Annotated in this window: 20 protein-coding genes; 4 read left to right on the top strand and 16 right to left on the bottom strand. The window is 68.3% G+C overall.

Going from position 1 to position 23,709, the window contains the following annotated elements:
* Nucleotides 1-32: 32 nt before the first annotated feature.
* Nucleotides 33-832, bottom strand: a protein-coding gene (locus JGR78_RS10695; RefSeq protein WP_200559300.1) for an IS5 family transposase whose coding sequence is annotated in 2 segments (ribosomal slippage) — nucleotides 33-499 and nucleotides 499-832 — 801 coding nt in all. Because the reading frame shifts where the segments join, the coding sequence is not laid out codon by codon here.
* 38 nt (nucleotides 833-870) lie between these two features.
* The gene (locus tag JGR78_RS10690; RefSeq protein WP_200559299.1) at nucleotides 871-1,899 is read right to left on the bottom strand and encodes an IS110 family transposase; all 1,029 of its coding nucleotides are present in this window, start codon (nucleotides 1,897-1,899) and stop codon (nucleotides 871-873) included.
* A 269-nt stretch (nucleotides 1,900-2,168) separates the two neighbouring features.
* Between JGR78_RS10690 and aqpZ the strand changes: the two genes are divergently transcribed.
* Nucleotides 2,169-2,903, top strand: coding sequence for an aquaporin Z (gene aqpZ / locus JGR78_RS10685; protein WP_182804709.1), 735 nt, complete (start codon nucleotides 2,169-2,171; stop codon nucleotides 2,901-2,903).
* An 85-nt stretch (nucleotides 2,904-2,988) separates the two neighbouring features.
* Here the strand turns inward: aqpZ and JGR78_RS10680 are convergent, their stop codons facing one another.
* From JGR78_RS10680 to JGR78_RS10615, 14 genes are all read right to left on the bottom strand, one after another.
* Nucleotides 2,989-3,291 carry a hypothetical protein gene (locus JGR78_RS10680; protein ID WP_182804707.1) on the bottom strand — a complete coding sequence of 101 codons (303 nt, stop codon included), beginning with the start codon at nucleotides 3,289-3,291 and terminating at the stop codon, nucleotides 2,989-2,991.
* Entirely contained in the window at nucleotides 3,278-3,865 is a 588-nt protein-coding gene (locus JGR78_RS10675; RefSeq protein WP_182804705.1) for a helix-turn-helix transcriptional regulator, read from the bottom strand. Before JGR78_RS10675 ends, JGR78_RS10680 begins: the two co-directional genes overlap by 14 nt.
* A complete protein-coding gene (locus JGR78_RS10670) occupies nucleotides 3,862-4,248 on the bottom strand; it encodes a hypothetical protein (RefSeq protein WP_182804702.1) in 387 nt (128 codons plus the stop codon). The genes JGR78_RS10675 and JGR78_RS10670 overlap by 4 nt, the downstream gene beginning before the upstream one ends.
* Nucleotides 4,245-5,759: a DUF3987 domain-containing protein gene (locus tag JGR78_RS10665; protein WP_182804700.1), complete on the bottom strand. Its 1,515-nt coding sequence runs from the start codon at nucleotides 5,757-5,759 to the stop codon at nucleotides 4,245-4,247. The genes JGR78_RS10670 and JGR78_RS10665 overlap by 4 nt, the downstream gene beginning before the upstream one ends.
* Nucleotides 5,756-6,640 carry a toprim domain-containing protein gene (locus JGR78_RS10660; RefSeq protein WP_182804698.1) on the bottom strand — a complete coding sequence of 295 codons (885 nt, stop codon included), beginning with the start codon at nucleotides 6,638-6,640 and terminating at the stop codon, nucleotides 5,756-5,758. Before JGR78_RS10660 ends, JGR78_RS10665 begins: the two co-directional genes overlap by 4 nt.
* Nucleotides 6,637-6,915 (bottom strand): hypothetical protein, encoded by a 279-nt coding sequence (locus JGR78_RS10655; protein ID WP_182804696.1) that lies wholly within the window; start codon nucleotides 6,913-6,915, stop codon nucleotides 6,637-6,639. Before JGR78_RS10655 ends, JGR78_RS10660 begins: the two co-directional genes overlap by 4 nt.
* Nucleotides 6,916-7,005: 90 nt before the next feature.
* Entirely contained in the window at nucleotides 7,006-7,248 is a 243-nt protein-coding gene (locus tag JGR78_RS10650; protein ID WP_234450720.1) for a hypothetical protein, read from the bottom strand.
* A gap of 182 nt (nucleotides 7,249-7,430) precedes the next feature.
* Entirely contained in the window at nucleotides 7,431-7,619 is a 189-nt protein-coding gene (locus tag JGR78_RS10645; RefSeq protein WP_234450719.1) for an AlpA family transcriptional regulator, read from the bottom strand.
* A 521-nt stretch (nucleotides 7,620-8,140) separates the two neighbouring features.
* Nucleotides 8,141-9,313, bottom strand: coding sequence for a site-specific integrase (locus JGR78_RS10640; RefSeq protein ID WP_182804691.1), 1,173 nt, complete (start codon nucleotides 9,311-9,313; stop codon nucleotides 8,141-8,143).
* Between the two features lie 173 nt (nucleotides 9,314-9,486).
* Nucleotides 9,487-10,602, bottom strand: a complete 1,116-nt coding sequence (opgC, locus tag JGR78_RS10635; RefSeq protein ID WP_182804689.1) for an OpgC domain-containing protein — start codon at nucleotides 10,600-10,602, stop codon at nucleotides 9,487-9,489.
* Nucleotides 10,599-12,761 (bottom strand): glucans biosynthesis glucosyltransferase MdoH, encoded by a 2,163-nt coding sequence (mdoH, locus tag JGR78_RS10630; protein ID WP_234450718.1) that lies wholly within the window; start codon nucleotides 12,759-12,761, stop codon nucleotides 10,599-10,601. The genes opgC and mdoH overlap by 4 nt, the downstream gene beginning before the upstream one ends.
* Nucleotides 12,762-12,765: 4 nt before the next feature.
* Nucleotides 12,766-14,313 carry a glucan biosynthesis protein gene (locus JGR78_RS10625; protein WP_234450717.1) on the bottom strand — a complete coding sequence of 516 codons (1,548 nt, stop codon included), beginning with the start codon at nucleotides 14,311-14,313 and terminating at the stop codon, nucleotides 12,766-12,768.
* A gap of 143 nt (nucleotides 14,314-14,456) precedes the next feature.
* Nucleotides 14,457-19,283 carry a translocation/assembly module TamB domain-containing protein gene (locus tag JGR78_RS10620; RefSeq protein WP_182804686.1) on the bottom strand — a complete coding sequence of 1,609 codons (4,827 nt, stop codon included), beginning with the start codon at nucleotides 19,281-19,283 and terminating at the stop codon, nucleotides 14,457-14,459.
* On the bottom strand, nucleotides 19,283-21,172 hold the full coding sequence (locus JGR78_RS10615; RefSeq protein WP_234450716.1) for an autotransporter assembly complex family protein: 1,890 nt from the start codon (nucleotides 21,170-21,172) through the stop codon (nucleotides 19,283-19,285). The genes JGR78_RS10620 and JGR78_RS10615 overlap by 1 nt, the downstream gene beginning before the upstream one ends.
* 248 nt (nucleotides 21,173-21,420) lie before the next feature.
* Between JGR78_RS10615 and JGR78_RS10610 the strand changes: the two genes are divergently transcribed.
* The 3 genes from JGR78_RS10610 to JGR78_RS10600 all read left to right on the top strand — a co-directional run bounded on the left by JGR78_RS10610 (nucleotide 21,421) and on the right by JGR78_RS10600 (nucleotide 23,706).
* Nucleotides 21,421-21,846: a hypothetical protein gene (locus JGR78_RS10610; protein ID WP_182804684.1), complete on the top strand. Its 426-nt coding sequence runs from the start codon at nucleotides 21,421-21,423 to the stop codon at nucleotides 21,844-21,846.
* A gap of 94 nt (nucleotides 21,847-21,940) precedes the next feature.
* Nucleotides 21,941-23,344 carry an adenosylhomocysteinase gene (ahcY, locus tag JGR78_RS10605; protein ID WP_182790768.1) on the top strand — a complete coding sequence of 468 codons (1,404 nt, stop codon included), beginning with the start codon at nucleotides 21,941-21,943 and terminating at the stop codon, nucleotides 23,342-23,344.
* Nucleotides 23,344-23,706 (top strand): YbaN family protein, encoded by a 363-nt coding sequence (locus JGR78_RS10600; protein ID WP_182790767.1) that lies wholly within the window; start codon nucleotides 23,344-23,346, stop codon nucleotides 23,704-23,706. The genes ahcY and JGR78_RS10600 overlap by 1 nt, the downstream gene beginning before the upstream one ends.
* The last annotated feature ends 3 nt before the right edge of the window (nucleotides 23,707-23,709 follow it).

Here is a 23,709-nt window from a genome sequence, read left to right as displayed (position 1 = left end):
ACGTCCTCGCGATCTGCGGCGGCTTAGAGCGCCTAACAAAACCTTCTGATCTGGTTGAGGCAGATGAGGGCGCAGCCGAGGATTACGAAGGCCTCGTGAATGTCGGCGCGTCGCTCATAGCGGATAGTCAGACGGCGGAAGCGGTTGAGCCAGGCAAGCGTTCGTTCGACGACCCAGCGGTGGCAGCCCAACCTCTCGCTGCTGTCCACTGTCCGCCGAGCAATGCGGGGCATGATCGCGCGGGCGCGGCATTCGGACCGGCAACGATGGTTATCGTAAGCCTTGTCGGCGTGGAGCTTGTCGGGGCGCTTGCGCGGGCGGCCGCGACCGTGGCGCACGCCCGGCACGGCATCGAGGGTGGGCGCCAGCATCAGGCTGTCATGCCGGTTGGCTGGACTCAGGCGCACCCCGAGCGGGGTGCCTCTCCGGTCGACCACAAGATGGCGCTTCGTGCCTGGTTTGCCGCGATCCGTCGGGTTCGGGCCGATCTCGGTGCCCCCCTTTTGGCCGCCACGGCGGCGCTGTCGAGGGAGGCCCGGCTCCAGTCCAGATGTCCGGCATCCGATAGGCGCTCCAGCAGCATGCGGTGGAGCCCAGCCCAGATGCCGGCCGCTTGCCAGTCCCGCAGCCGGCGCCAGCAGGTCATGCCGGAGCAGCCGAACTCGCGCGGCAACATCTCCCAAGGGATGCCGGAGCGGAGCACGAAGAGGATGCCGGCCAAGGCCAGCCGGTCATCGCAGCGGGGACGGCCGCCCTGGGGCTTGGGCCGCGGCCTCGGCAGCAACGGCTCCAGCGCCGCCCACAGATCATCGGATACAAGGGGCTTGCTCATGTCCCCTAACGCACGAGAGGCGGTTTTGTTAGGCGCTCTTACGCCGCTGCGACCGGAGATTGGTAGATGCCACCCCGAGCCATCAAGGCCCAGACGATCCGCGCCATCTTGTTCGCCAAAGCCACCCGCACCAGCATCGGTGGCTTGCGCAACAGCAGGCTGCCCAGCCATGTTCCGGGCTGCGCTTCCTTGTGAACGTTACGTTTGATCACCACGCTGTTGGCGCCAATGATCAGCAGGCGTCGCAGGGATCGTTCGCCCATTCTGGTCGTTGCTCCGAGACGTTGCTTGCCGCCGGTCGAATGCTGCCGAGGCACAAGACCAAGCCAGGCGGCAAAGTCGCGTGCCTTGCGGAACGTCTCGGGTGGCGGCGCCAGAACAGCGATGGCCGTGGCAATCAGCGGCCCGATGCCCGGCACCGTCATCAGTCGCCGGGCGACGTCATTCTCCTTGGCGCGCCGGGCGATCTCGGCATCGAGCTTCCTGATCTCTGCCTCCAGATGCGTGAGTGCCGCGATCAAAGCCTTCAGCGTGGGGACGGCATCAGCAGGGAGAGCGCCATCCGGATCCTCCACGATCGCGATCAGCCGCGCAGCGTTGGCCGCTCCCTGTGGCACGATCTGACCGAACTCGGTCAGATGGCCGCGCAATGCGTTGATCGCCTGCGTGCGCTGCCGGATCAGCAACTCCCGGACCCGGAAGACCATTGCCGCGCCCTGCGTCTCTTCGCTCTTGACCGGAACAAAGCGCATGGTGGGTCGCATAGCCGCCTCGCAGATGGCCTCGGCGTCCGCCATGTCATTCTTCTGGCGCTTCACAAACGGCTTCACATAGGCCGGCGGGATCAGCCGCACCTCATGCCCCAGCTTGCCAATTTCCCGGCCCCAGAAGTGAGCGCCGCCACAGGCTTCCATCGCCACGACGCAAGAGGGCAGCTGGCTGAAAAACTCCAGCACCTGCCCTCGCCGTATCTTCTTGCGCAGAACGGCTCGTCCTGCGCCGTCAGTTCCATGCACCTGGAATACATTCTTCGCCAGATCGAGCCCGACCGTGATAATCTCCGACATGACCGCTCCCCTTTGTGGATCGTTGCAGACCCACCTTGGCACATCAGATGCCGTCGGGGGGCGGTCACATCATCAGAGCCACTTATACCCCGTGAAGGGGTCACGGCAGCTTAAGGTTTTCTAAGGAGGAAAGCGGGCCTCCGGCAGGCAGCGTAGCTGCCCTCATTTGCCCGAGGCATTTTTGGGTTCGGCCAGGAGCACGAAAGTTGACAGCGCTTTCAGGCGGGGTGTTGAGTGCGATGAGGATACGGGTATCCGCGGGGAGCGATATGAGAGACGTTCAGAAATACTCAGCCGAGTTGATTGGCACTTTCTGGCTGACCTTCGGCGGCTGCGGGTCGGCTGTGCTTGCAGCGGCATTTCCAGAGGTCGGTATCGGCCTTCTCGGTGTGTCACTGGCTTTCGGGCTTACGGTGCTGACAATGGCCTATGCCATTGGTCACGTGTCAGGCTGCCACCTCAATCCTGCTGTAACGGTGGGACTCGCGGTCGGGGGGCGCTTTCCTGCCTCCCAGATTCTGCCTTATATCGTGGCGCAGGTAATTGGTGCCATCCTGGGCGCGTTCGTGCTCTACCTCATCGCCAATGGTGCCCCCGACTTCGATGCCGTCACTTCCGGGTTTGCCGCTAACGGTTATGGCGAACACAGCCCTGGAGGTTACTCTTTAGGCGCAAGCCTGGTGGCAGAGGTGGTGCTGACCATGATGTTTCTGTTCATCATCATGGGTGCAACCCATGGCCGGGCACCGATGGGCTTTGCTCCCATCGCCATAGGCCTCGGCCTCACCCTCGTTCACCTTATCAGCATCCCCGTGACAAACACCTCGGTGAACCCGGCGCGCAGCACTGGGCCTGCTCTCTTCGTAGGCGGCTGGGCGTTGGGTCAGCTCTGGCTGTTCTGGGTCGCGCCTCTTATTGGCGGGGTACTCGGCGGCGCACTCTACCGTTGGGTCAGTGCGGAGCCGGACGAACCTGTGGTCGGTGGGGTTCGCAGCAAGGGTTAATACTTGTCGCTCGAATGAAGCGCGTCGGGCATGCAATATCTGCCCGACGCGGGATGGGCACGCACTACGTCCGTAGTCCCCACCCCTAACAGTCTATCCCGCGCGCGTCGGCGTCTGGAAATGAAGCCCGGGCCTTCGCCTTTCGGCGGGAACGGGCGGCGCGCTTGCGGCAGCCTTCGACACAGTAGCAGGCATCGGCCCGGCGAAACTCGGGCACGGGGCCGCCGCACCAGCGGCACGCCCATCCATTCGCGGCCAGGTTCCGCAGGATGCGCTTGGCGCGGGCCATGCGCTGCGTGCGTCCCGACAGCATGAAGGTTTCCACCAGCACACCCCAGCCGTGCGGGCGTTCCTCGATGGTGATGCCGTGCGGGTCAGGGGCGGGCATGGGCGGGGGCCTTTGATAAATCGCGGGTCACAGCCGGGTCAGGTGCCTGATTGTCGGTCGATGCGGAAACTGACTTGTCCCGCGCCTTGGCCCAGCGGCGGCGCTGGGTGTCGCGGATGCGCTCGATGCCTTCGGGCGTCCGCGCGCCGGTGGACAGCCCCCCGTGAAACTTGCAGCGGCGCTTGCCCGGCTCGGACTTGTTGCGGCAGGGCGTGCCCTTGCGGGTCTTGGCCCCGCAGGGGACACGGCGGCGTGCGGCGCGCTGGGCCTCGCGTTCCCGATACGCGGCGAGCTGACGTGCGGCCCAGGCGTCCACATCCGTGAAAGGCGATAACACCCCACCCCCGCGCGCGTGCGTATCGGTCCCGAAAACCGGCCTCGGGATATACCAGCCCAGCGCCTCGGCCATGCGCTCTACCGCCCAGCCGCGCGGGTCCAGATGCGGGGCGGCTTCCCAATACTGCACCGCCGTCCGGCCAACCTCCGCCTTCGCGGCAAGCTGGCGCTGGGTCAGTCCGGCAGCCTTGCGACGGGCGGCCAGTTCCGCCCCCTTGGGTCCGTTGTGTCGCTTCATGCGCAGGGCCTTCCGCTCAGGCAGGCAAGCGCTGTGTCGCGGTCCTGCCATTGCCAGCACTTGCCGCAGAACAGCCGCCCTTTCGGGCCGTGGCGATCCATGTCGGACAGGGCGTCCCATTGCTCGCGGCTCACCCAGACGCCGCACCACGTCGCCACCATGCCACCGTGAACGGGAACAGCCGGGGCGCTGGGCGCAGGGGGCGCGCAGACGGGCGCGGTTTCGCGCTCCCGCCCGACTGACGAAACTGACACAACTGACAAAACCGGCTGGTGTTGTGCTGCTTGGCCCGCACCTTCAACCTTCGCGGGGGTTTCGTCAGTTTCGTCAGTTTTGGCCTTTGGCTTTCGGGCCAGACGCGCCGCCTCAAGCCAGCGGCTCATGCCTGCGCCTCGTGAACCGAAGGGTTGACGATGAACAGCCGCAAGGGGCGGCCCCCGTTCGGCCCGGCAGGTTCGGTGACGGCGCGGATCAGGTCGGCTTCCTCAAGCATGGCAAGGGCCGGGTTGATTTCCCCCATGCCTGCGAGTCCCGCGCGCTGCATCCGGCGCACCTCGCGCGCGGTGAAGCGTTCCCAGCCCATGTCCCGCACCAGCGCCACCAGCCGCCGCGCAGCCCGTTCCGCTTGCGGCACGCTGGCCGTCCCGTAGGCCCGCCGTGCCATCGGCAGGGCGTAGCTGTCCAGGAAGTGGCAGGCGCGGCCAAACTCGGCCGGGCCAATCCCGCGCTGGGCCGGGTCCGGCTCCCCATCGAAGGCATGGCCGATTGCGGCCAGCACCAGCGCCAGACGCGCAGCCATACCCGGCAGCTTGCCAATGAAGGACAAAAGCAACCCTTCGGCCCCGGCTTCCCATCCGGCGCAGGTTTGCCGCCAATCGTTCATCATGGCTTGCGCGGCATCATCGAAGGGCACGAACCACGGGCGCGGCTCTCCATCCTCCCCCAAGGGCATCTGCAGGGCGGTCAACCGGGACATGGCTGCATCGGCCAACGCGTCGGACGCGAACCGCTCAGGCTGGCGCACCGGCACGCGGGCGGGCCAGATCGGCAGGAAGCGGGCCAGCAACCCGTCGTCGCTGGCCTTGGTCAGCAGGTCCGCCAGGCGGTCGGGCTGGATGCCGCCCAGCGCCCCGATGGTCAGCCGCCCTATGGTCAGGGGTGCGCGGCCCATGCGCTCCACCGTGAAGCCGCGCCCGCCAAAGGCTTCCAGCCAGAACGCCCGGTCTGACCCGCCATTGCGGCTTTCCATCATCAAGAGCCATCCGGCCAGCTCGTCGCGCATTTGCAGGAACCCCTTGGGCTGAGCCTGCGCGATGACGCCCAGCCGCTCCACCGTGCCATCGTTCACGACAAGGCGGGGAATATGCGGGGCAGTTCCGGCGTCGGCTTCCTTCGGCAAGGGTGGCGGCGGGTTGCCCTTGTCCAGTGCGGCGGCGGCTTTCTTTTCCCACACGGCCTGCGCCAGCTTCGCCAGCCGGGCGCGCTTCTCCCAGGCGTCCAAATCCGCTTGAGCCGCTTCGCGCAACGGACGTTCGGCCCGGCGCAGCGGGGCCAGCACCGCATCAATCGCCGGACTTTTCCCGGCGGACGGATTGCCGATGCACATGGTCCAGATGATTGGCGGCTCGGCCCAGCCCTGCCAGGGCGACACCCAGCGGGCGTTCCCCATCGTCGCGCCGGTGACGGACAGCAGCGCCGCCAGCACGTAGTCCGGGGGCGCGCCTGCCCCCTCTGCGGTGGCTACCACCCATTCGGTGGCGCGGGGCGTCAGCACCTCGGCTAGCGGCAGGGACGGCGGGGACGGCAGGTCAGGGCGCAGGAAGCGGCGGTCAGCTTCCGGCCATTGCGCCTTGAAGGGGATGGGTTCGGGCGCGAAGTATCCGGGCGCGTTCATACGGCGGCCCCTTTCAGCATGAGAATGTCGTTCCAGTCCCGGCCATCCGGGGCAGGTAGCAGGCTCACGGTCCAGCCAAGGGCGGATGCGCGCTCGGCCAGCTTGTGCGCGGCTTCACGGCCTGCCGTGTCACCGTCCGGGGCGATGGTCAGCTTGTGCGGAATACCGTCCGGCAGACGCAGCCCGGCCATGCCGGGGGCGGACAGGGCGGCCCAGACGGTTGCAGGGCCGCGCAACAAGCCGCTGGACAGGCTCAAGGCCGTCTCGATGCCCTCGGCCACCACCAGCGGCCCCTCGGCCTCAGCGAGTCGCACCGCCCCGCCCAGCGCCGCGCCAAGCATCGCCTTGGGCGGGTCCACCTCGGCCTTGCCGGTGCCGTCCGGGCGCAGGTAGGTCCGATGCACGGCCAGTCGCGGCAAGCCGTCCACCCGCGCGACCATTGCGGGCAGGCGCTTGGCGGATGCGTGCCAGCACGCGGGATGAAAGCGCAGGCTGTCCGGCAGGGGGCAGGTGATGCCCCGCCCCCGCAGGTAGGTTTCCGCTGGGGTGCCGTGAACGGGCAGCGCCTCGTTCCAGCACGCCAGCGCCTGCCGTTCCCGCTTCACGGCCTCGGCCTCATCCTCGGCCCGGCGGCGGGCAATCTCGGACGCGCTGGGCGGCTGGGGCCGGGCGTGCCGGTCGAGAAGCCCCCGGTCCCGCAAGGCGGTCAGCACGTCAAAGAAGCTGCACCCGGTCTTGCAGTTCAGCAGCAAGCGCCCGTCCGGTGCATCGGCCAGCGTCAGGCTGGGCCGACGGTCCCCATGCGCAGGACAGCAGGCCAGCCCATAGGTGCGATACCACTTGCCGCGAAGGGCGAGGGTCAGGGCGCGCGCGTCAGTCATGCGCGGCCCTCCGTCCCGGCGAAGGCGCGCACCGTGGCGATGCGGTCCTGTCCCTGCTTCACCAGCCGGTCCACGTCCGCCTGCACGCCCAGCCGCTCGGCCAGGTGCAACAGGGAACCCCCGGCGACGGCCATGCCCTCGTGCAATGCGTCCAGCGTCTGGCCAACGTCGCGGAAGGACGTGCGGTCGGTGCGCTTGATAAGGTCGCGCGAGGCAAGGGCGATGCCAACGGCGGCGGCAATCAGTTCGGCGTTCGTCGGTTCGCGCTCACTCATGGCCGCACCCCCAGATAAAGGCGGCCAGCAGCGCAGCGCGGTCGGCGTCCAGCCCGTAACGCTGCATCAGCAGGGCAATGCGAAGCGCGGTCATGCGGCACCGCCTTCACGGCCTGCCGTGACATGGCAACGCAGCACATAGCGGGCGTGATGCCCCGCGAAGGGGCCGCCGTGCTTTTCTGTGATGGTGTCGATTGCCACGCCCAAGGCGCGCAGGTTGTGGATGTAAGCCGCCCAGCGCGGGGCGGGGTTGTTGATTGGCGTGCAACCGTTTGGGCCTGCCGCCATCAGCGCCTCAAGCGCCCACCGGTCGCGGCCTTTGGCGATAATCAAGCAAGGGGCATCGCCCTCGCAGCGGATGGTGAAAGCCCTTGCGGGCCATTGCCTTTGGAAAGTCATGGTGCGTGCGTCCTTCGCCTTGTCGGCAAAGGGGGCTGACGCTATAGGTCAGGGCATCCAGAACCGCCGAAACGAATAGCGCCGTCGCCCCCTTGTCCGGGCGGCGGTTTCTCGTTTCAGGCGGCGCGGGCGCTGGGCCGATTCGCCAGCCACTCGGCAACAACGGCTTCCGGCCAGGCGACGGCACGCGCGCCCAGCTTCACGGGGGCTGGGAAGTCACCAGCAGCCACCTTGGCATAGATGGTCGAGCGGCCAAGGCCGGTTGCCTGCACCACATCCGGCAGGCGCATCATTCTGATATTCACGGGTAAGCCCTTCCTCGTTCCTGTGACGGGCCACCCGGCTAGATACGCAAAGCGTAATTCAGCTTGCCGGATGGCCCCGATTCTTGGCAGGAAGGGGTTGGAAGTGACCGGCAAAGTCTTTCCAACCCCGGCCCGCAGCACTTTCGCCAGTGCTGCGGGCCTTCCTGTTTAAGCGCATTGCCCCGTCTGCGGGGGTGCTCTTGCCGGACTGCACGAAGTCTTGCGCGTTCCCGGTGTGTGCTATTGTTGTTGATGTTCGACCGCGGTCAAGCGCCCGCGAGGCCTCAGGCCTTCAGCGAGCGGCGCAGCAGGTCGATTTCCTCAGTTGTGCGGAAGGCAATCTGTCAGTCTTGCGGCCCCACCTTGTTGTTTGAGCGGTAGGAATAAGGCCTGCGGAACTGTTCGGTTTTGGAGTGCAACGCATCACTGTTCGGCTCCAAGTTGGTGATGGTGGAGTGTGCGGGGTTAGCTCTACGGCGACATGGCAATTGCTCGACCGAGACCTTGCGACCCATTGCTCCTTACGCAATCCGCACCACCTTTCCGGCTGATTCCCCTGCCACATAACCGGCCCATGCGTTCATGAGTCGGCGGCGCTTGTCGAACAGGTCGGAACGGGAATAGGCGCGCTCCACCTCGGACCCGACCAGATGCGCCAGGCAGGCTTCCGCGACCTCGCGGGGAAACGTGGTCTTGTCCTGCGCCCAGGTGCGGAAGGATGTGCGGAAGCCGTGAACGTCCACCGGATAGCCCAGCCCCTTCACCGTCTTTGACAGGGCCACATCCGAAAGCGGGCGGCCTCTCTTCGCGCCCGGGAACAACCTGCCGGAACCGCCGAAAAGGTCGCGGGCCTCTTTTAGAACCTCGATAGCCCGAGGCGACAGCGGCACCCGATGCGGGCGCTTCATCTTCATGCGAGCGGCGGGAATGGTCCAGGTTGCCGCGTCCAAGTCGATTTCGTCCCACGTCGCGTCCCTCACTTCTAGGGAACGCATGGCGGTGAGTATCGCAAACTCGATTGCCCAGCGCGTCTGCGGCAATGCCCCGCACCCCCGAAGGACGGTCAGAAAACCGGCAACCTCGGCATATGGCAGCGCCACCCGATGGGCCTTCACCTTCGGCACCTTAGGCAATGCGGTTGTAATGGCGTCCGCCGGATTGTCCTGCCGCCACCCCTTCGCCACGGCCCATTTCAGCACCGTGCCGATGCGCTGGCGCACCCGGCGGGCGGTTTCGTGCTTCGCGGTCCAGATGGGCGTAAGAACCCCAAGCACATCGGCGGCGGTCACGTCCGAAACCCGCAGATGCCCGATGCGCGGGAAGGCATACAGTTCAAGCGACGTGATGAAGTCCTGCCCGTGCTTCACGTTCCGCCATGTCGGCAAGTGCAGCCGGTGAACCTCGCGCGCGGATTCCTCGAAGGTCAGGACGGCGGCCGCCTCGCGCTTGTCCCGCAGGGGGTCGCCACCGGCCGCGGCCTCCCTGCGATTGCGCGCGGCCAGTTCACGCGCCTCGGCCAGCGATACGGACGAAAGCGACCCCAGCCCTAGGTCGCACCGCTTGCCGCGGATGGTGATGCGCTGCACCCAACGCTTCGCCCCCGTCGCGGCGACGACAAGGAACAGCCCGTTCCCGTCTCCATACTTGCCCGGCGTGGTCAGGTTCCTGATGCCTGTTGCCGTCAGCTTCGCCATAATCACGTCCCACGGTTTGTCCCACGCACAATGTGGGATATGGCTGGACGTTGCAAGACACTATCGGATTACAGATGAAGGAATATGCTAGTGTTTGCAGGCATATCTGGATGGCATCGGACGGCTGAAAGCAAAGGTTCGGTGGACCTCGGCTCCACCAGAACACTAGGAAATCAGCCTGCCTTGATGCGTCGTTCCATGCGGCGGGCCTTTTCGCGCAGCCACAGATGCGCGGTCAGCCACAGCGCCGCGATGGTCCACAGGTCCACGCCCAGCCGCGCCGCGCCCTTGGGCAGGCTCAGCGCCATGGCGTCGCCCAGGACCGACAGCAGCACGCAGGCGACAAAGGCCACCAGCCCGCCCTTGCCGATCGTCCCCAGCGCCCGACCCGGGGCCGTCCCCGCCGCCCAGGCGAACAGGTCCGACAGCGGCACCGCGACCAGCCAGCTTGCCGCCATGATCGCCACATAGCGCACCCAATCCAGCGACCATTTGTCCACGCTGCCCACCGCGTGCCACATGATGTCGGCCAATCGCTTGCCCTCGGGACCAAGGCGCCACAGCGTGACCATCGCCAGCGAATAAAGCGTGATCGCCACCGAGATGGCGGTGAGCCAGCGGCCATGGCGGCGCAGGACCGGCATGAAGCGGTGGCGGAAGGCCCCCATCGCCACGCCCGTGTGGAACAGAAGCTGCCAGCCGAAGGGGTTGAACAGCAGCCCGCCCTCGACCCGGTGGTTGGGCAGGGCGGCGTTCAGCGGCACGGCCATCAGCCAGATCGCCGCCGAGCCGACGAAGAACGCGACCGGCCAGCGCAGCATCAGCGGCACCAGCATCGGTGCCAAGGCCAGGACGATGACGTAAAGGGCCAGCACGTCCAGCAGGTTCGGCTGCAGCCACATCAGCGCCAGCGTTGCGATATAGCCAACGGGCACCTCGATGATCCAGCGGGCGTATTCGTTCCAGATCGCGGTGTGGCGGAAACCCAGTTCCAGCAGCCCGCGTGACAGCAGCGCCAGCAGGATGCCGCCGAGGACCAGCGCCAGCCAGACCTGTCCGGCGCGACGGGCAAAGCGCCATTGCGCGGCCAGCCGGCCTTCGGCGCGCTCGACCTTCATCCAGACAAGGCCCACGAGGAAACCCGACAGAAGCACGAACAGCTCGGCCGCGTCGTAGACGGCGAAGTTGGTCAGGGTGAACTGCCGCAGTACGCCCACCGGCATGTGGTTCAGCATGATGCAGACCAGCGCGTAGCCGCGCAGCATGTCCAGCGAAACGATCCGGCTCATTTTGGCAGCGCGGCCCAGCGGTCCAGAAGGCGCGGGTCCGACAGCAGGGCGGCACGCTCGGGGCGGTCGAGGAAGGCCAGTGCCTCGGCCTGCGAGGCGGCGGCGGCGATCTTGGCCTCGGCGGCGATGGCGGGCAGACGCTCGGCCGCTGGCGCGTCGGGCACGGGCGGCAGCAGTGCGATGTGACGGGCGCGGGCGCGCGGGTCGCGGCCCAGCAGCGGCGTGTCCCCGACCGCCGGGCGCAGGCGGCGGACATGGGCGGTGCTGGCGGCGATGACGGGCGGCGGCACCCGTTCCTCGGGCGTGACCAGCAGCCCGGCCATCCGCGCCCAGCGGCCGAAGACCGGCGAGGCGGTCCAGCGCGAGATGGCCGGCGACAGGATCAGCCCGGCGAGGATCGGTGACAGCCAGATCGCCAGCCCCGGCGACAGCGACACCGCCACCACCAGCGTCACCACGCCCGAGACGACATGGATGCCGTGCCGCCGCAGCACCAGCCCCCAGGGCGGCATTGAGCCCTTGCGGACCTGGCTTTCCCAGCCGGAGCTCTTTCCCCGCAGAATTTCAAGGATCTGGCGCGTCTGAATCAGCATCTGCACGGGCGCGATCAGCGCCGACATCACGGTTTCGAACAGCGCGCTGAGCAGGACGCGTGAGCGGCCGCCCGCCGCGGCCGCCAGCGGCCGCTGCCAGGCCCGTGCCACGGCGACGAACTTGGGCAGCAGCAGCAGGCTCATCGCGGCGACGAACAGCCAGACCATGCGGCGGGCGTCGAAGGTCGGCCATTCGGGGAAAAGCTGGTAGCTTTGTGGAAAATACTCGGGCCGCGACAGGATCACGTTGGCGGTCAGCGCCAGGCCCACGAGGATCATCGCCAGCCACACCGGGCTCATCAGGAAGCCGAGGACGCCGACGGCGAAATGGACGCGGCTGATGGCGGTGAAGCCGCGGGCGCCGACCAGCCGCAGGTGCTGCAGGTTGCCCTGCGCCCAGCGGCGCTCGCGCACGGCCATGTCCAGCAGGGTGGGGGGGCAGCCCTCGTAGCTGGCGCGCAGGTCCCAGTCCAGACGGACCTTCCAGCCCGCGCGCCGCAGCAGCGCGGCCTCGACGAAGTCATGCGACAGGACGGTGCCGCCCCAGGGGGGCGCGCCCGGAAGCTCGGGCAAGCCGCAGCAGGCGGCGAAGGCCGGAACGCGGATCATCGCGTTGTGGCCCCAGAAATTGCCGTTGTCGCCCGACCATGCGGCGACACCCCGCGCGATGGGCGGGCCATAGACGCGGCCCGCGAACTGGATCACGCGGGAAAACAGCGTCTGCCCCCCGACCAGCACCGGGATCGTCTGGATCAGGGCCAGCGCAGGATCTGCCGTCATCCGCGCGCTCATGGCGCGGACGACCTCGCCGCTGACGACGCTGTCGGCGTCCAGCACCACCATCTGGTCATAGCGCCCGCCCCAGCGGCGGACGAACTCGGCGATGTTGCCGGCCTTCCGGCCGGTGTTGTCGGTCCGCCTGCGATACCAGACGGGCAGGGGGCAGGTGTCGCGCAGCGCGGCGATGCCCAGCGTCTCGGCGGCGAAGACATCCGGGTCTCGGCTGTCGGACAGCACGAATATCTCGGCCCGGTCAGCCATGCCGGCCTGCGCCAACTCGTCGGCCAGCGCGCCCAGCATCCCGAGGCTGTCGGCCGTGTCCTCGTGGTAGATCGGCATCAGGATGGCGACCCGCGCCCCGCCGGGGTCCGCGGGCGTGACGGGAGGGCGCGCGATCAGCCCCGCCAGCAGCGAGCAGAAGCTGAAGCCGACCCAGCCGAAGGTCAGGGTGAAGAAGGCCAAGAGCGCCCATTGCAGCGGCAGGATGTTGGCTCCGAAGGCGACCATCATCTGCCAGCATCCCGCGACGGCGATCGCGGCCGCCCCGCCGAAGGCCAGCAGCCGCGCAGCCAGCACCCGGCCCGAGGCCGGCGGGCGCGGCGGCCCCGATGGCGGGGGCGCGCGGAAATCCTGCAAGGGCATCGCCAGCGGCGCTTCCGGCGGGACCGGCGGCATCCGCCCGATCCAGCCGCCCGCCTGCGCCCCGGGCATGGCCGGTGCGGCACCCGGCGCGGTCCCGGGCGGGCGCGCGAGGCCGGTCAGAAGCGGGGGATCGGTGCGGTCCAACCGCTCATCCCCTTGTCCAGCGGTGAAGCCAGGTTTCGCTCAGACGACCTTCGGGGCCTTCCAGCCGGGCGGTGATCTCGGCCAGGTCAACGCGGTCGGGCCGGAACTCGAAGGCGAGCCGCAGCAGCCCCTCGTCGGGCAGGCGGACGACATAGGGATGCTCGACGCTGCCGGCCGAGGTGCTGACCACGGCGGTCGGATCGGGCTGATCGCGGAACAGGTCGAGGTCGAAGTCGATGAAGAAGCTGCGCGCCCCCTGCGCGTTGACCGAGCGGCCCGAGCGCGTATGGCGCACCCGCGCCACCGGGAAGCTGTCGCCCGGCGTCGCGCCGAAACGCTGGCCATAGGCGAAATCATGGCGCACCCCGGCCAGCAGCGGCTGGGCGGGCTTCCAGAAACTCACGATGTTGTCGTGGAACTCGCTGTCCAGCGGGATTTCCACCAGCACCACCGCCCCTTCGCCCCAGCCCTCCGCAGGCTCGATCCAAGCCGAGGGGCGCAGTTCGTAATGCGCCTCGGCGTCCTGATAGTCGTCGAAGTCGCGGCTGCGCTGCATCAGGCCGAAGCCGCGGGGATCACGGTCCGCAAAGGCCGAAATCTGCAGCGTCGCCGGGTTGTTCAGGCCGCGCCAGAGGCGCTGGCCCGAGCCCGTCACCATCTCGAGCCCGTCGCTGTCGTGGACGGCGGGACGATAGTCGTCGAATGTGCCCCGGTCGCCGGGGCCGAACCAGAACATCGAGGTCAGCGGTGCCACGCCCACATCCACCAGGTCGCGCCGGGGGACCAGCGCCGCGCGGGTCGCCACCATCGTGTTGTCGCCGACCGTCAGCACGAATTCAAAGGCGCCAGAAACCGAGGGGCTGTCCAGCAGCGCGTGCACCGTGACCGACTGGTTCACCGGGTCGGGGGTATGCACCCAGAACTCGCGGAAGAAGGGGAACTCCTCGCCTTCGGGGCTGCCGGTGCCAAGGGCGAGGCCGCGCGCCGACAGGCCATAGCGGTTGCCGCGGCCGAGGACGCGGAAATAGCTCGCCCCCTGGAAGACGGCCAGTTCGTCCAGGAATCCGGGATGGTTCAGCACCGTCCGCAGGCGGAAGCCGGACCAGCCCATGTTGCCGGGCGGCATCTGCGCCGCATCCGGTGGAAAGGTGTTCTCGTCGAAATCGAAGACCGATGGGTCGAAGCCCAGCGGCCGGACGACGCCCCCTTCGACCAGATTGATCCGCACTGCCTTGGTGAACAGCATGCCCGGCGGCAGCAGGTCCAGCCCGAAGCCCGGAATATCGGCCCAGGGATCGGCCTCGCGCCGGAAGCGGATGCCGCGATAGGCGTCATAGCCGAGGTCGCTGAAGGGCGGATCCAGCGTGGAAGGCGGTTCCACATGGGCCGCGCGGGCAAGGTCGGTGGCGATCCGCGCCACCTCCTCGAAGCCGAAGGCCACAGGGACGGGCTCGGAAGCGGCGGGGACCGCCTGCGCCAGCCCGAGGCGCGGCACCATGACGCCGCTTGCCAGCGCGGCGGTCATCGTGCCCATGAAATGACGACGTTCCACGAGTATCCTGATCCGAGGGGTGCGGCGGTTTCCGAAGCATTAGAGAATGCCCCGTCACCCTGCAAGATCACAAGGTTAGTCGCGCCGGGCCGGGCGGGATGCCGCCACGTTCTCTATGCGCGAGTGGCGCAAGTCTCACTCGCCTAGTAGTCGCGTTCGAAGAAGACCCCCAGTGTGCTTTCCCCGTCACTTGCGACCGATCCGCGCGCGGTGATCGCCTCATTCACGTCGAGATTCAGGTTGATGCGGGACCTTCCGTCGGCATCGACTGAAACATCGCTGTAAAGATTTCGTGACAGGTAGCGCCCCGCCCGGACCGAGATGTTGCCCTCGTCATCCGTGGCCAGGTCCAGGTCGTCCAGACCCGCGGCGTTGCGCAGGTTGCCGACCAGACCCTCGCCCCCCCGGCCCGCCAGCACCGCCACGGCATTGGCAAGCTGCGCCGCCTGCAGGGGCGAGATCGTCTCGATCCCGCGGCCGAACAGCAATTGCGACAGAACCTCCTCCTCGGGCAGTTCGGGGTCCGACTGGAAGGTGATCTCGGGGTCGCGCAGGTCGCCGTCGATGATGATGCGGGTGGTGATCCCGTCCTGCTGGGTTTCGGCCACCAGCCGCAGCACCGGCACGAGGCTGCCCTGCATCTCGATCAGCCCCTCGGTCATGTCGAAGCGGCGTCCCAGCAGATCCACCCGGCCCCGGATCAGTTCAAGCTGGCCGATGGGGATGACGTTGCGGGCGGTGCCGGTCAGGCGGATCTGGCCGCCCAGTTCCGCATCGACGCCGCGGCCGCGCACGAAGACTTGGTTGGGCGCGTTGATCGTCACGTCCAGCCGCGCGGGATTCGCGGGGGGCGTGGCGGGGGGCGCGACCATGCCGGCGATGCGGCTGTCGGCGCTGGGAAAGGGCAGCAGCCCTGCCTTGGCGCGGGTGGCGCGCACCGGCGGGCGGTCGTTCAGGTGGATGATGTCGGGGATCGCCCGGCCGCCCAGCCCGGTGTTGGGGATGCGGAACTCGACCGTGCCCAGGGTGATGGTGCCCGCGACCAGCGGCCCGTCCGCCGCGTTGCCGGAAATCGAGACGGTGCCGCTTGCCACGGTTTCGTAAAGATTGGGGTCGCGCAGCACCACCTGGTTCAGGGTCGCCTGCAGGTCCAGCGTGGTGCCGCCCCGCAGGTCGACCGGCCCCGTGACCGTCAGCGTTCCGCCTTCGGCGATGGCCCCGGTCGCGTCGATGGTGATGAGGCCGCCGTTCAGGTCGGCCGTGGCGGTCAGGTTCTCGACCGACAGGCCGATGTTCGGGTCCGACAGCCGGGCGCCGGGCAGGCTGATCCGGCCGGTCACGTTCTCCAGCGCGGGCGCTCCCTGCAGGCGCAGGTCGAAATCGACCTGCCCCGCGATGGACCGGGTCCGCAGCATGGGGTTGGCCAGCGCCGCGTCGCTGATGCCCGCCACGCGGATGTCGGCGGTCGAGAAATCCGCCGCCGCGCTGCCGGCGATGGTGGCGCGGGTGCCGCCCGGCGCGGTGGCCGCCAGGTCCAGCACATAGCCGGTCCCGGTCTGCCCCACGCTGCCCGAAACCGTCGCCGGGCCCGTCAGCCCCGGCACCAGCAGCGCCAGGTTCGACAGCGCCGCATCAACGTCCAGCGCGGCGGGCGAGCCTTCCGCGCTGATGCTGACCTGTCCGTTCCGGGCGTTCAGCCGCTCGATTCCGACCGGGCCGCGCGCCGGCAGAAGCGCCGCTACGTCGAACTGCGTCGTCCCCGCAAGCAGCCGGTCCGCCTGTTCGTTCCCGACCCGGAGGCCGGTCGCGCTGCCCTCGGCCGTGACCCGGCGGCCGCCCTGCGCATCGGTCAGCCGGGCGGTGGCGTTCAGCGCCCCGCCCATGCCGCCGCCAAGAAAGCCGAGGCTGTCGGCCCGCAACTGCGCCGTCACGTCGGTCTGCCCGCCGCCCAGGGTGCCCTGCGCCGTGGCGTTCAGCCGGGCGTTGTCCACCACCGCCTGCTCGATCGTCAGCACACCGTCGCGCTCGGCGCCCCGCAGGATCAGTCGCGTCTCGCCCGCAAGCGCGGCATCCGCCTGCGCCTGCCCCAGCGACAGGTTGTTCGCCACCCCGTCCACCACCAGCCGCCGCACGCCGGTGCCATCCTCGGCAAAGCGGCCCTGAGCCTCGAACGAACCGCGCCAGCCCATGCCCAGCGCCGACAGGTCGCGCAGGTCCACCTCGCCGCTGACATCCGTGCTGCCATTGCCGATGGTGCCAGAGATGTCCGCGCGGGCGCTGGGGTTGTCCACCAGCGCCTGCTCGATGGTGAAGACCTGGCCCGCCTGCGTGCCGCGCACCGTCAGCCGGGTTTCCCCGGCCAGCACCCCGTCGACATTGCGCTGGCCAAGCGACAGATCCTGCCCGGTGCCGTCCACCGCCAGCCGCCGCACCCCGCTGCCGTCGTCCTGCAGGCTGCCGTTTACGCGCAGCGCGCCCTGCCATCCCCGCCCGAAAGCGGCGAGCGAGCGGATCTCGGCGCTGCCGCTCAGGTCGGTGACATTCTGGCCCAGCGTCCCTGCGACCTGCGCCTGCATCTGCCGGTTCTCCAGCCGCAGGTCGTTGATGGTGATGGCCCCTTCGCGCTGTTCGGCGGACAGACGGAACTCGGTCGTGCCGGTCAGGGCGCCGTCCACGTCCTGCTGGCCCAGCCGCAGGTCCTCGCCGGTGCCCGTGATCTCGATTGCCCGGGCACCGTCGCGGGTGCTGACGCGGCCCGTGGCCTGCACCGCGCCCGACATCTCGGGGCGCAGCGCGGTCAGCGAGGGAACCTCGACTTCCAGCGCGGCGTCCAGCACCTCGCCGAAGCTGCCGGCGCCTTCCACCACGATCTGCGGGTTCGCCAGCCGGAAGCTGTCGATGACGAAGCTGCCGTCGCGTTCCTGCGCGACCGCGGTCAGTTCGGTCTGTCCCTGCAAGGCGGCGTCCAGTTCGCTGATGCCAAGCACCAGGTCGGTCGCCATCCCCGAGACGCTGACGCGCCGGGCGCCGGGCGCGCCGGTCACGGTTGCCTCGGCCTCCAGCCCGCCCGCCATCGCAGGATCGGCGTCGGTCAGGCTGGCCAGCCGCAGCGTCGCCCGCAGGTCGGTCGCGGTCGAGCTTATGAGGCCCATAGCCTGGCCCGTCAGCCGTTGGGAATCGACGCTGAAATCGCGGATCTCGATGCCGGTCTCGTCCCGGCGGGCGCTGGCGGTGATGCTGATATCGCCTGCAAGCAGTCGATCAAGCTGTTCCTGATCGACTGTCACATCCATGCCGTTCAGCGTGATTTCCGCGTCAAAACCGCGGGTCAGCAAGGTGTAAAGCCCGCTGACCTCGGCCGAGACCTGCCCTGACAGCGGGCGCCCGGCCAGCGCCGACAGATGCGAGGCGTCCTCGTAGGCCGCGTCCAGCGTGCCCGAGACGGTGATCCCCGACTGCAGACCGTCGATCAGGATTTCGCCGCCCAGCCCATAGTCGCGGCCCGACAGGCTGAAGCCCGCAAGCTCCAGCGCGTTGCCGGGGGTGAAGTCGAAGCCGGTCTCGCCCGAGATGCTGCTGCCCAGCGCGGCCTGCACGCCCGCGTCCGACAGCGCAAGGCCCTCGGCCCCGAAGCCGATCCGGCCAAGCACCGCCTCAAGCCCGCCGTTTTCCATGACGACCGAGCCGCCGCCGTTCAGCGTCAGCGCGCCGATGCGGTTGGCGCCGCGCGTCACGTCGCGGATGCGGCCGTTCAGGGTCCAGGCGTCGCTTTGCGCGGCGTCATAGCTGATCTGCAGGTTGCCCGACTGCACGTCGATGGGTTCGCCCCGCAGGGGCAGGCGGGCGGGCAGGGTGGTGGCGCCCGCATCCTCGCCCAGCGTCATCAGCAGCACCACCGACTGCGGCGCGCCCTGGTCGTTCGTCGTGACCGAGCCGGTGAGGTTCAGCGATTCGGTGTCGATCAGCAGCGCCGGGATCGACAGGCGGCCGTTCTCGCCCCGCCAGCCTTCGGCCAGAAGCTGCGACTGCGCGCCGAAGAAGGCGCGGTTCTCGGGCGGCAGCAGGCTTGCCACGTCGCCGCTGAGTTCCAGCCGGAAGGCGGTGCCGGGGGTGCCGTCCTGTCCCGGCTCGGCGTGGGCCGAGGCGCGGCCGGTCACCCGGTCCTGCCCGTCCGTCGCCAGCCGAAGGCCCGCGGAAAAGTCGCGCAAGGGGCCTTCGCCCCGGATCTCGGCCTGCACGGCCGGGCGGTCGTGAAGTTCGACGAGATTGGCGAACAGCCCGCCCGCGTCCTCGTCAAGCCTCAGGTCAAGCCGCAGGACCGTGGTTTCGTTGGAATAGGATGCGTCCACGGCAAAGACGCCGCGCTTGCCGTCCACCCGGTTGATCGTAAGCTGCGCCGCGCCCTCGCCGCCCGCGAGGTTCATCGAGCCATCCACGGAGACCACCGCCGCCTCGCCGATGATCGGCTCGCCCAGCGCCACCCGGGCGGCGCTGAGGCGGGCGATGTTGATGCCGACGGGCAGGGTGGGCAGGGCGAATTCCCTCGCCTCGGCCGTGGGGCCGGACTCGCCGCCACCGGGCAGGCGAGGGATGATGATTTCCCCGGCCGAAAGCTCCTGGATGTCGATGCGGCGGGCGAACAGCGCGGAACGGTTCCACTGGATCGCGCCGTTGCGGATGGTGATCCAGACGCCCTCATCATCAGCGATGGTCAGTTCCTCGAAGGTCGCGCGCGAGGAGAGCGCGCCCTGAAAGCCCCGGATCTCGACCTGCCGGCCGGCATCCGAAAGGTTGCGTTCCAGGAAGCGGGTGATGAAGCCACGGTCATCCTCGACCTCGGCGGAAATCGCGGCGGCGTCAGTGGCGATGTCGCCGGTCTCGGCCGGGGCGGGCGCAGGAGGGTCCTGTGCGGCCACCGGCGACAAGGGCAGCAGCAGTGCGAATGCCACGGCGGCAAGAAGCTTTTTCATCAGAACGCCTGCCCGAGTCCAAGGTAAAGTTGCACGCCGTCGCCAGTGTCGCCGCCTACCGGGCCTGCCACGTCCAGCCTGAGCGGCCCGATAGGCGTGTCATAGCGCACCCCCAGCCCCGCGCCCCCGTGCCAGTCGGTTTCGCCGTCGAAGGTGCTGTCGGCCCAGACCCGGCCCGCGTCGGCAAAGGCGACGACGCCGATGCGCGGGCGGACCTGCACCCGCGCCTCGGCGGTCAGGTTCGCCACGCTCATGCCGCCGGTCTTGACCGTTGTCCCCTCCGGTCCCTCGATCACCCGCACGCCCAGCGATTCATACGGCTGGCCACGGACCGAGCCGCCGCCGCCCGAATAGAACAGGTAGTCGCGCGGGGTTTCCTCGATCTCCGGCCCCCAGATCGACCCCGCCCGTGCCCGGCCCGCCAGCGTGAAGCGGTCGTCCGTGCCGAAGCTGCGATAGGCGCGGCCCTCGCCGACAAAGCGCAGGCCCGATCCGGCCTCGTCGTTCAACCCGGTGAAGGGGGTCGCGGTGCCGGTCAGCCAGGTGCCGCGGCGGGCGTTCGTCGGCTCGTCCCGGCGATCCCAGGTGACCGAGGTCGGCAGCGCCAAGACCTCGAAATCCGTGGTGCCAGTGTCGTCGGTCACGCGCGAGCGGCGGTATTCCAGCGTCGTCTGGCCGGTCAGCCGCTCGCTTGGAAGCCAGGTCAGGCCGAAGCCGAAAACGCCGAGGTCGAGGTCGTAATCCTCCTCGCGCAGCCGTTCGGCCCGCGTCTCGACGGATGCGGTGATGTCGGGGGCGATGGTGGCGGGCCGGTCGATCCGCACCCCCAGCTTGTAGTCGCGCCCCGAGGTGCCCGATCCGAGGTCCTTCGCCTCGGCATCCACCCGCAGCCGTTCCGCACCCCCCAGCAGGTTGCGGTGCATCCAGTAGCCCGAGACCAGCGCGCCGTCGTGGCTGCTGATCTCGAATCCCGTGCCGATGCGGCGGGGGCGCTGTTCCAGCACGGTCAGGTTCACGTCCATGCTGTTGTCGGGGTTCAGCGCCTCGGCTTCTTCCAGGTTGATCGAGGAAAAGACGCCGGTGCGTCGCAGGCGGCGGCGGACCTCCTCCAGCGTCTCGGGGTCGAAGCGGTCGCCTTCCGGGAAGCCCGCGATCTTGTAAAGCCGCCGGGTGCTGAGCCGTTCGTTGCCGGTGGCGCGCAACTGGCCAAAGCGGACCAGCGGGCCGGGCGTCAGGGCGATGCGGCTGTCCACGCGGTGGATTTCATGGTCGGCGATGATCTGGGTCGCGGCGACATCGGCCTTGGCATGGCCCTGGTCGCGCCAGCCCGTGACCCCGGCGCGGGCGGCCGTGCGCATGTCCGAGGTGCGGGCAATCTCTCCGACCCGGTAGTCCTCGGGCAGTTCGGTCCCTTGTGCCACGGGCGCGATGTCGGCGCGTGCATAGCGGAAGGCCTGCCCCGGATCGACGGTCACGACGACCTGCCGGACAATCTGCGGCGCGTCCAGCGGCGCGATGCCTGCGGCCTCGACCCCGTCCAGCCGGATGTCGATCATCGCGTCGTAATAACCCTCGTCGTAGAGCAGCCCCAGCAGACGGGAATAATCCGCCCGCGCCGCCGCCAGCACGTCCTGCGCGGTATAGCGTCCCTCGACCAGCGCCCCGGTGATGCGCGAGGTGTTCCGCAACTGCCGTTCCAGATCCTCGTCGCCGGTGGTGACGCGGAATTGCAGGTCCACCGGCGCGTTGGCCACCGGATCGCCGCGCGAGAACAGCCCTGAGAATGGCGAGGACGCGGCCGATCCGCTGCCGGTCTGCGCTGCCGCCGTGCCGGCCAGCACGCATCCTGCCGCAGTGGCCGCGACAGTCATCATCCACCAGTTCGTCATCTGCCTGTCCGCCGCCCGACGTTATTATTTTGAGTCGAGTGTTGCAGGGACCGGGCCTGATTTCCACCCTTCCAGACGATCGCAGCGGTTTTTTCCCAAATGATTTGTCCAGCAATATCAGGCTGCCCTGCAGGCCCTCACAGCCTTGTCAAGCGACTTTTTCATGCCATCTTGGAACTTGGTCCCGACCGTGGCCGTTTTATCACGACGCAGATGAACTGCCCTGAACATCAAGAAAGGCGTGTCCCATGCGCTTTCGCCATATTGCCCTTGCCGCCGCCATTGCCACCATCCCGGTTTCCGCCGCGCAATCCGCCATCCTGCCGTCGCCGGCCCTGAGTGCGCCCGTGAGGGGCTGGACCGCCGTTGCCGGCCTGTCTGGCCCCGAGGTGGTCGAGCTTGCCCGCAGCCTGCCAGTCGAGGCCGAGGCCAGCGGCAACTTGCCCTGGTGCGATGCAGCCCCGGTCATCAGCGGCGCACTGAAGGCCGAGTTCGAGGAGAACCTGATCGCCCGCCGGGCCGACGGCACCCAGCTTTGGGGTTCGGACCTGATGGGGACGTGGACGGTTCTGCTGGAACGCGCCGACAATACCAACTGCGTGATCGCTTCGGGGATCGGCTATCAGGACGGCGTCGATCCGGGGGCCTTCTATGCCAAGGTGGGCCTGATCTGATATCGGGAACACCGCGTCAGCGTCGAAGCCGCGTTGCCTTTCGGGGCGGTCTGTGACAAGGGCCGGCCTTGTTCCATTCCCCATGAGGCCTTCGATGAATCAGGTAGCCCCTCAAGACTATCTTGTGCGCGACATCAGCCTTGCCGAGTTCGGCCGCAAGGAACTGGACATCGCCCAGACCGAGATGCCGGGCCTGATGGCGCTGCGCGCCGAATTCGGCGCGGCGAAGCCCCTAGCGGGCGCACGCATTGCGGGCTCGCTGCACATGACGGTGCAGACGGCCGTCCTGATCGAGACGCTGGTGGCGCTGGGGGCCGAGGTGCGCTGGGCGTCCTGCAACATCTATTCGACCCAGGACCATGCCGCCGCCGCCATTGCGGCCACAGGTGTCCCGGTCTTCGCCGTCAAGGGCGAGACGCTGGAGGAATACTGGACCTACACCGACCGCATCTTCCAGTTCCGCGACGGCGCGAACATGATCCTCGACGATGGCGGCGACGCCACGATGTATATCCTGCTCGGCGCACGCGTCGAGGCCGGAGAGATTGACCTGATCGCCGCCCCCCAGTCCGAAGAGGAAGAGGCGCTGTTCGCCCAGATCCGCAAGCGGATCGACCAGACCCCCGGCTGGTTCGCCCGCCAACGCGAGGCGATCCGCGGGGTTTCCGAGGAAACCACCACCGGCGTCCACCGCCTTTACGACCTGCACAAGCAGGGCCGCCTGCCGTTCCCGGCGATCAACGTGAACGACAGCGTCACCAAGTCCAAGTTCGACAACAAGTATGGCTGCAAGGAATCGCTGGTGGACGGTATCCGCCGCGCGACCGACGTGATGATGGCGGGCAAGGTCGCCGTCGTCTGCGGCTATGGCGACGTGGGCAAGGGCTCGGCCGCATCCCTCAGCGGCGCGGGCGCGCGGGTGAAGGTCACGGAAGTGGACCCGATCTGCGCCCTGCAGGCGGCGATGGACGGCTATGAGGTCGTTGTGCTGGAAGATGTTGTATCTACCGCCGACATCTTCGTGACAGCCACCGGCAACAAGGACGTGATCCGCATCGAGCACATGCGCGAGATGAAGGACATGGCCATCGTCGGCAACATCGGCCACTTCGACAACGAGATCCAGGTCGCCGCCCTGCGCAACCACCGCTGGACCAACATCAAGGACCAAGTAGACATGATCGAGATGCCCTCGGGCAATCGGATCATCCTGCTGTCGCAGGGGCGCCTGCTGAACCTCGGCAACGCCACCGGGCATCCGTCCTTCGTCATGTCGGCCAGCTTCACCAACCAGGTGCTGGCGCAGATCGAACTGTGGACCAAGGGCGACGAGTATCAGCCCGGCGTCTACATCCTGCCCAAGGCGCTGGATGAAAAGGTCGCGCGGCTGCACCTGGGCCGGATCGGCGTCAGGCTGACGGAACTGTCGCGCGATCAGGCCGATTATATCGGCGTGCCGGCTGACGGCCCCTTCAAGTCCGAGCATTACCGCTACTGATGCGCCTTCTCTGGTGGATCATCGGGATCCTGGCTGTCGTCCTGGCCTTCGCCGGGACGGTGCTGCCGATCGTGCCCACCGTGCCCTTCCTGATCGTGGCGGCCTTCGCCTTCAACCGCTCGTCGCCGCGGTTCCACCACATGCTGATGACGCATCGGGTCTTCGGCCCGCAGATCCGGGACTGGCAGGAACACCGGGCCATCGACCCCCGCGTCAAGGTGATCGTCTGCGTCAGCATGGCGATCGGGCTGTGCATAAGCTGGTTCATCCTGCCCCATCCCTTCTGGGCCGTGCAGGTAGCGGTTCTGGCGGCGGTCGCGGTCTTCATCGTGACCCGCGCCAACCCGCCGACGCATCCCTGAGCC

It is taken from the genome of Paracoccus sp. MC1862 (genome assembly GCF_016617715.1).
GTDB lineage: Bacteria > Pseudomonadota > Alphaproteobacteria > Rhodobacterales > Rhodobacteraceae > Paracoccus.
This window is presented reverse-complemented; position numbering and strand designations above follow the sequence as displayed.

Bases quoted from the DNA above. Each gene is read 5' to 3' on its own strand.
- JGR78_RS10690 (WP_200559299.1), bottom strand. From the start codon at position 1,899: ATGTCGGAGATTATCACGGTCGGGCTCGATCTGGCGAAGAATGTATTC.
- aqpZ (WP_182804709.1), top strand. From the start codon at position 2,169: ATGAGAGACGTTCAGAAATACTCAGCCGAGTTGATTGGCACTTTCTGG.
- JGR78_RS10680 (WP_182804707.1), bottom strand. From the start codon at position 3,291: ATGCCCGCCCCTGACCCGCACGGCATCACCATCGAGGAACGCCCGCAC.
- JGR78_RS10675 (WP_182804705.1), bottom strand. From the start codon at position 3,865: ATGAAGCGACACAACGGACCCAAGGGGGCGGAACTGGCCGCCCGTCGC.
- JGR78_RS10670 (WP_182804702.1), bottom strand. From the start codon at position 4,248: ATGAGCCGCTGGCTTGAGGCGGCGCGTCTGGCCCGAAAGCCAAAGGCC.
- JGR78_RS10665 (WP_182804700.1), bottom strand. From the start codon at position 5,759: ATGAACGCGCCCGGATACTTCGCGCCCGAACCCATCCCCTTCAAGGCG.
- JGR78_RS10660 (WP_182804698.1), bottom strand. From the start codon at position 6,640: ATGACTGACGCGCGCGCCCTGACCCTCGCCCTTCGCGGCAAGTGGTAT.
- JGR78_RS10655 (WP_182804696.1), bottom strand. From the start codon at position 6,915: ATGAGTGAGCGCGAACCGACGAACGCCGAACTGATTGCCGCCGCCGTT.
- JGR78_RS10640 (WP_182804691.1), bottom strand. From the start codon at position 9,313: ATGGCGAAGCTGACGGCAACAGGCATCAGGAACCTGACCACGCCGGGC.
- opgC (WP_182804689.1), bottom strand. From the start codon at position 10,602: ATGAGCCGGATCGTTTCGCTGGACATGCTGCGCGGCTACGCGCTGGTC.
- JGR78_RS10620 (WP_182804686.1), bottom strand. From the start codon at position 19,283: ATGAAAAAGCTTCTTGCCGCCGTGGCATTCGCACTGCTGCTGCCCTTG.
- JGR78_RS10615 (WP_234450716.1), bottom strand. From the start codon at position 21,172: ATGACGAACTGGTGGATGATGACTGTCGCGGCCACTGCGGCAGGATGC.
- JGR78_RS10610 (WP_182804684.1), top strand. From the start codon at position 21,421: ATGCGCTTTCGCCATATTGCCCTTGCCGCCGCCATTGCCACCATCCCG.
- ahcY (WP_182790768.1), top strand. From the start codon at position 21,941: ATGAATCAGGTAGCCCCTCAAGACTATCTTGTGCGCGACATCAGCCTT.
- JGR78_RS10600 (WP_182790767.1), top strand. From the start codon at position 23,344: ATGCGCCTTCTCTGGTGGATCATCGGGATCCTGGCTGTCGTCCTGGCC.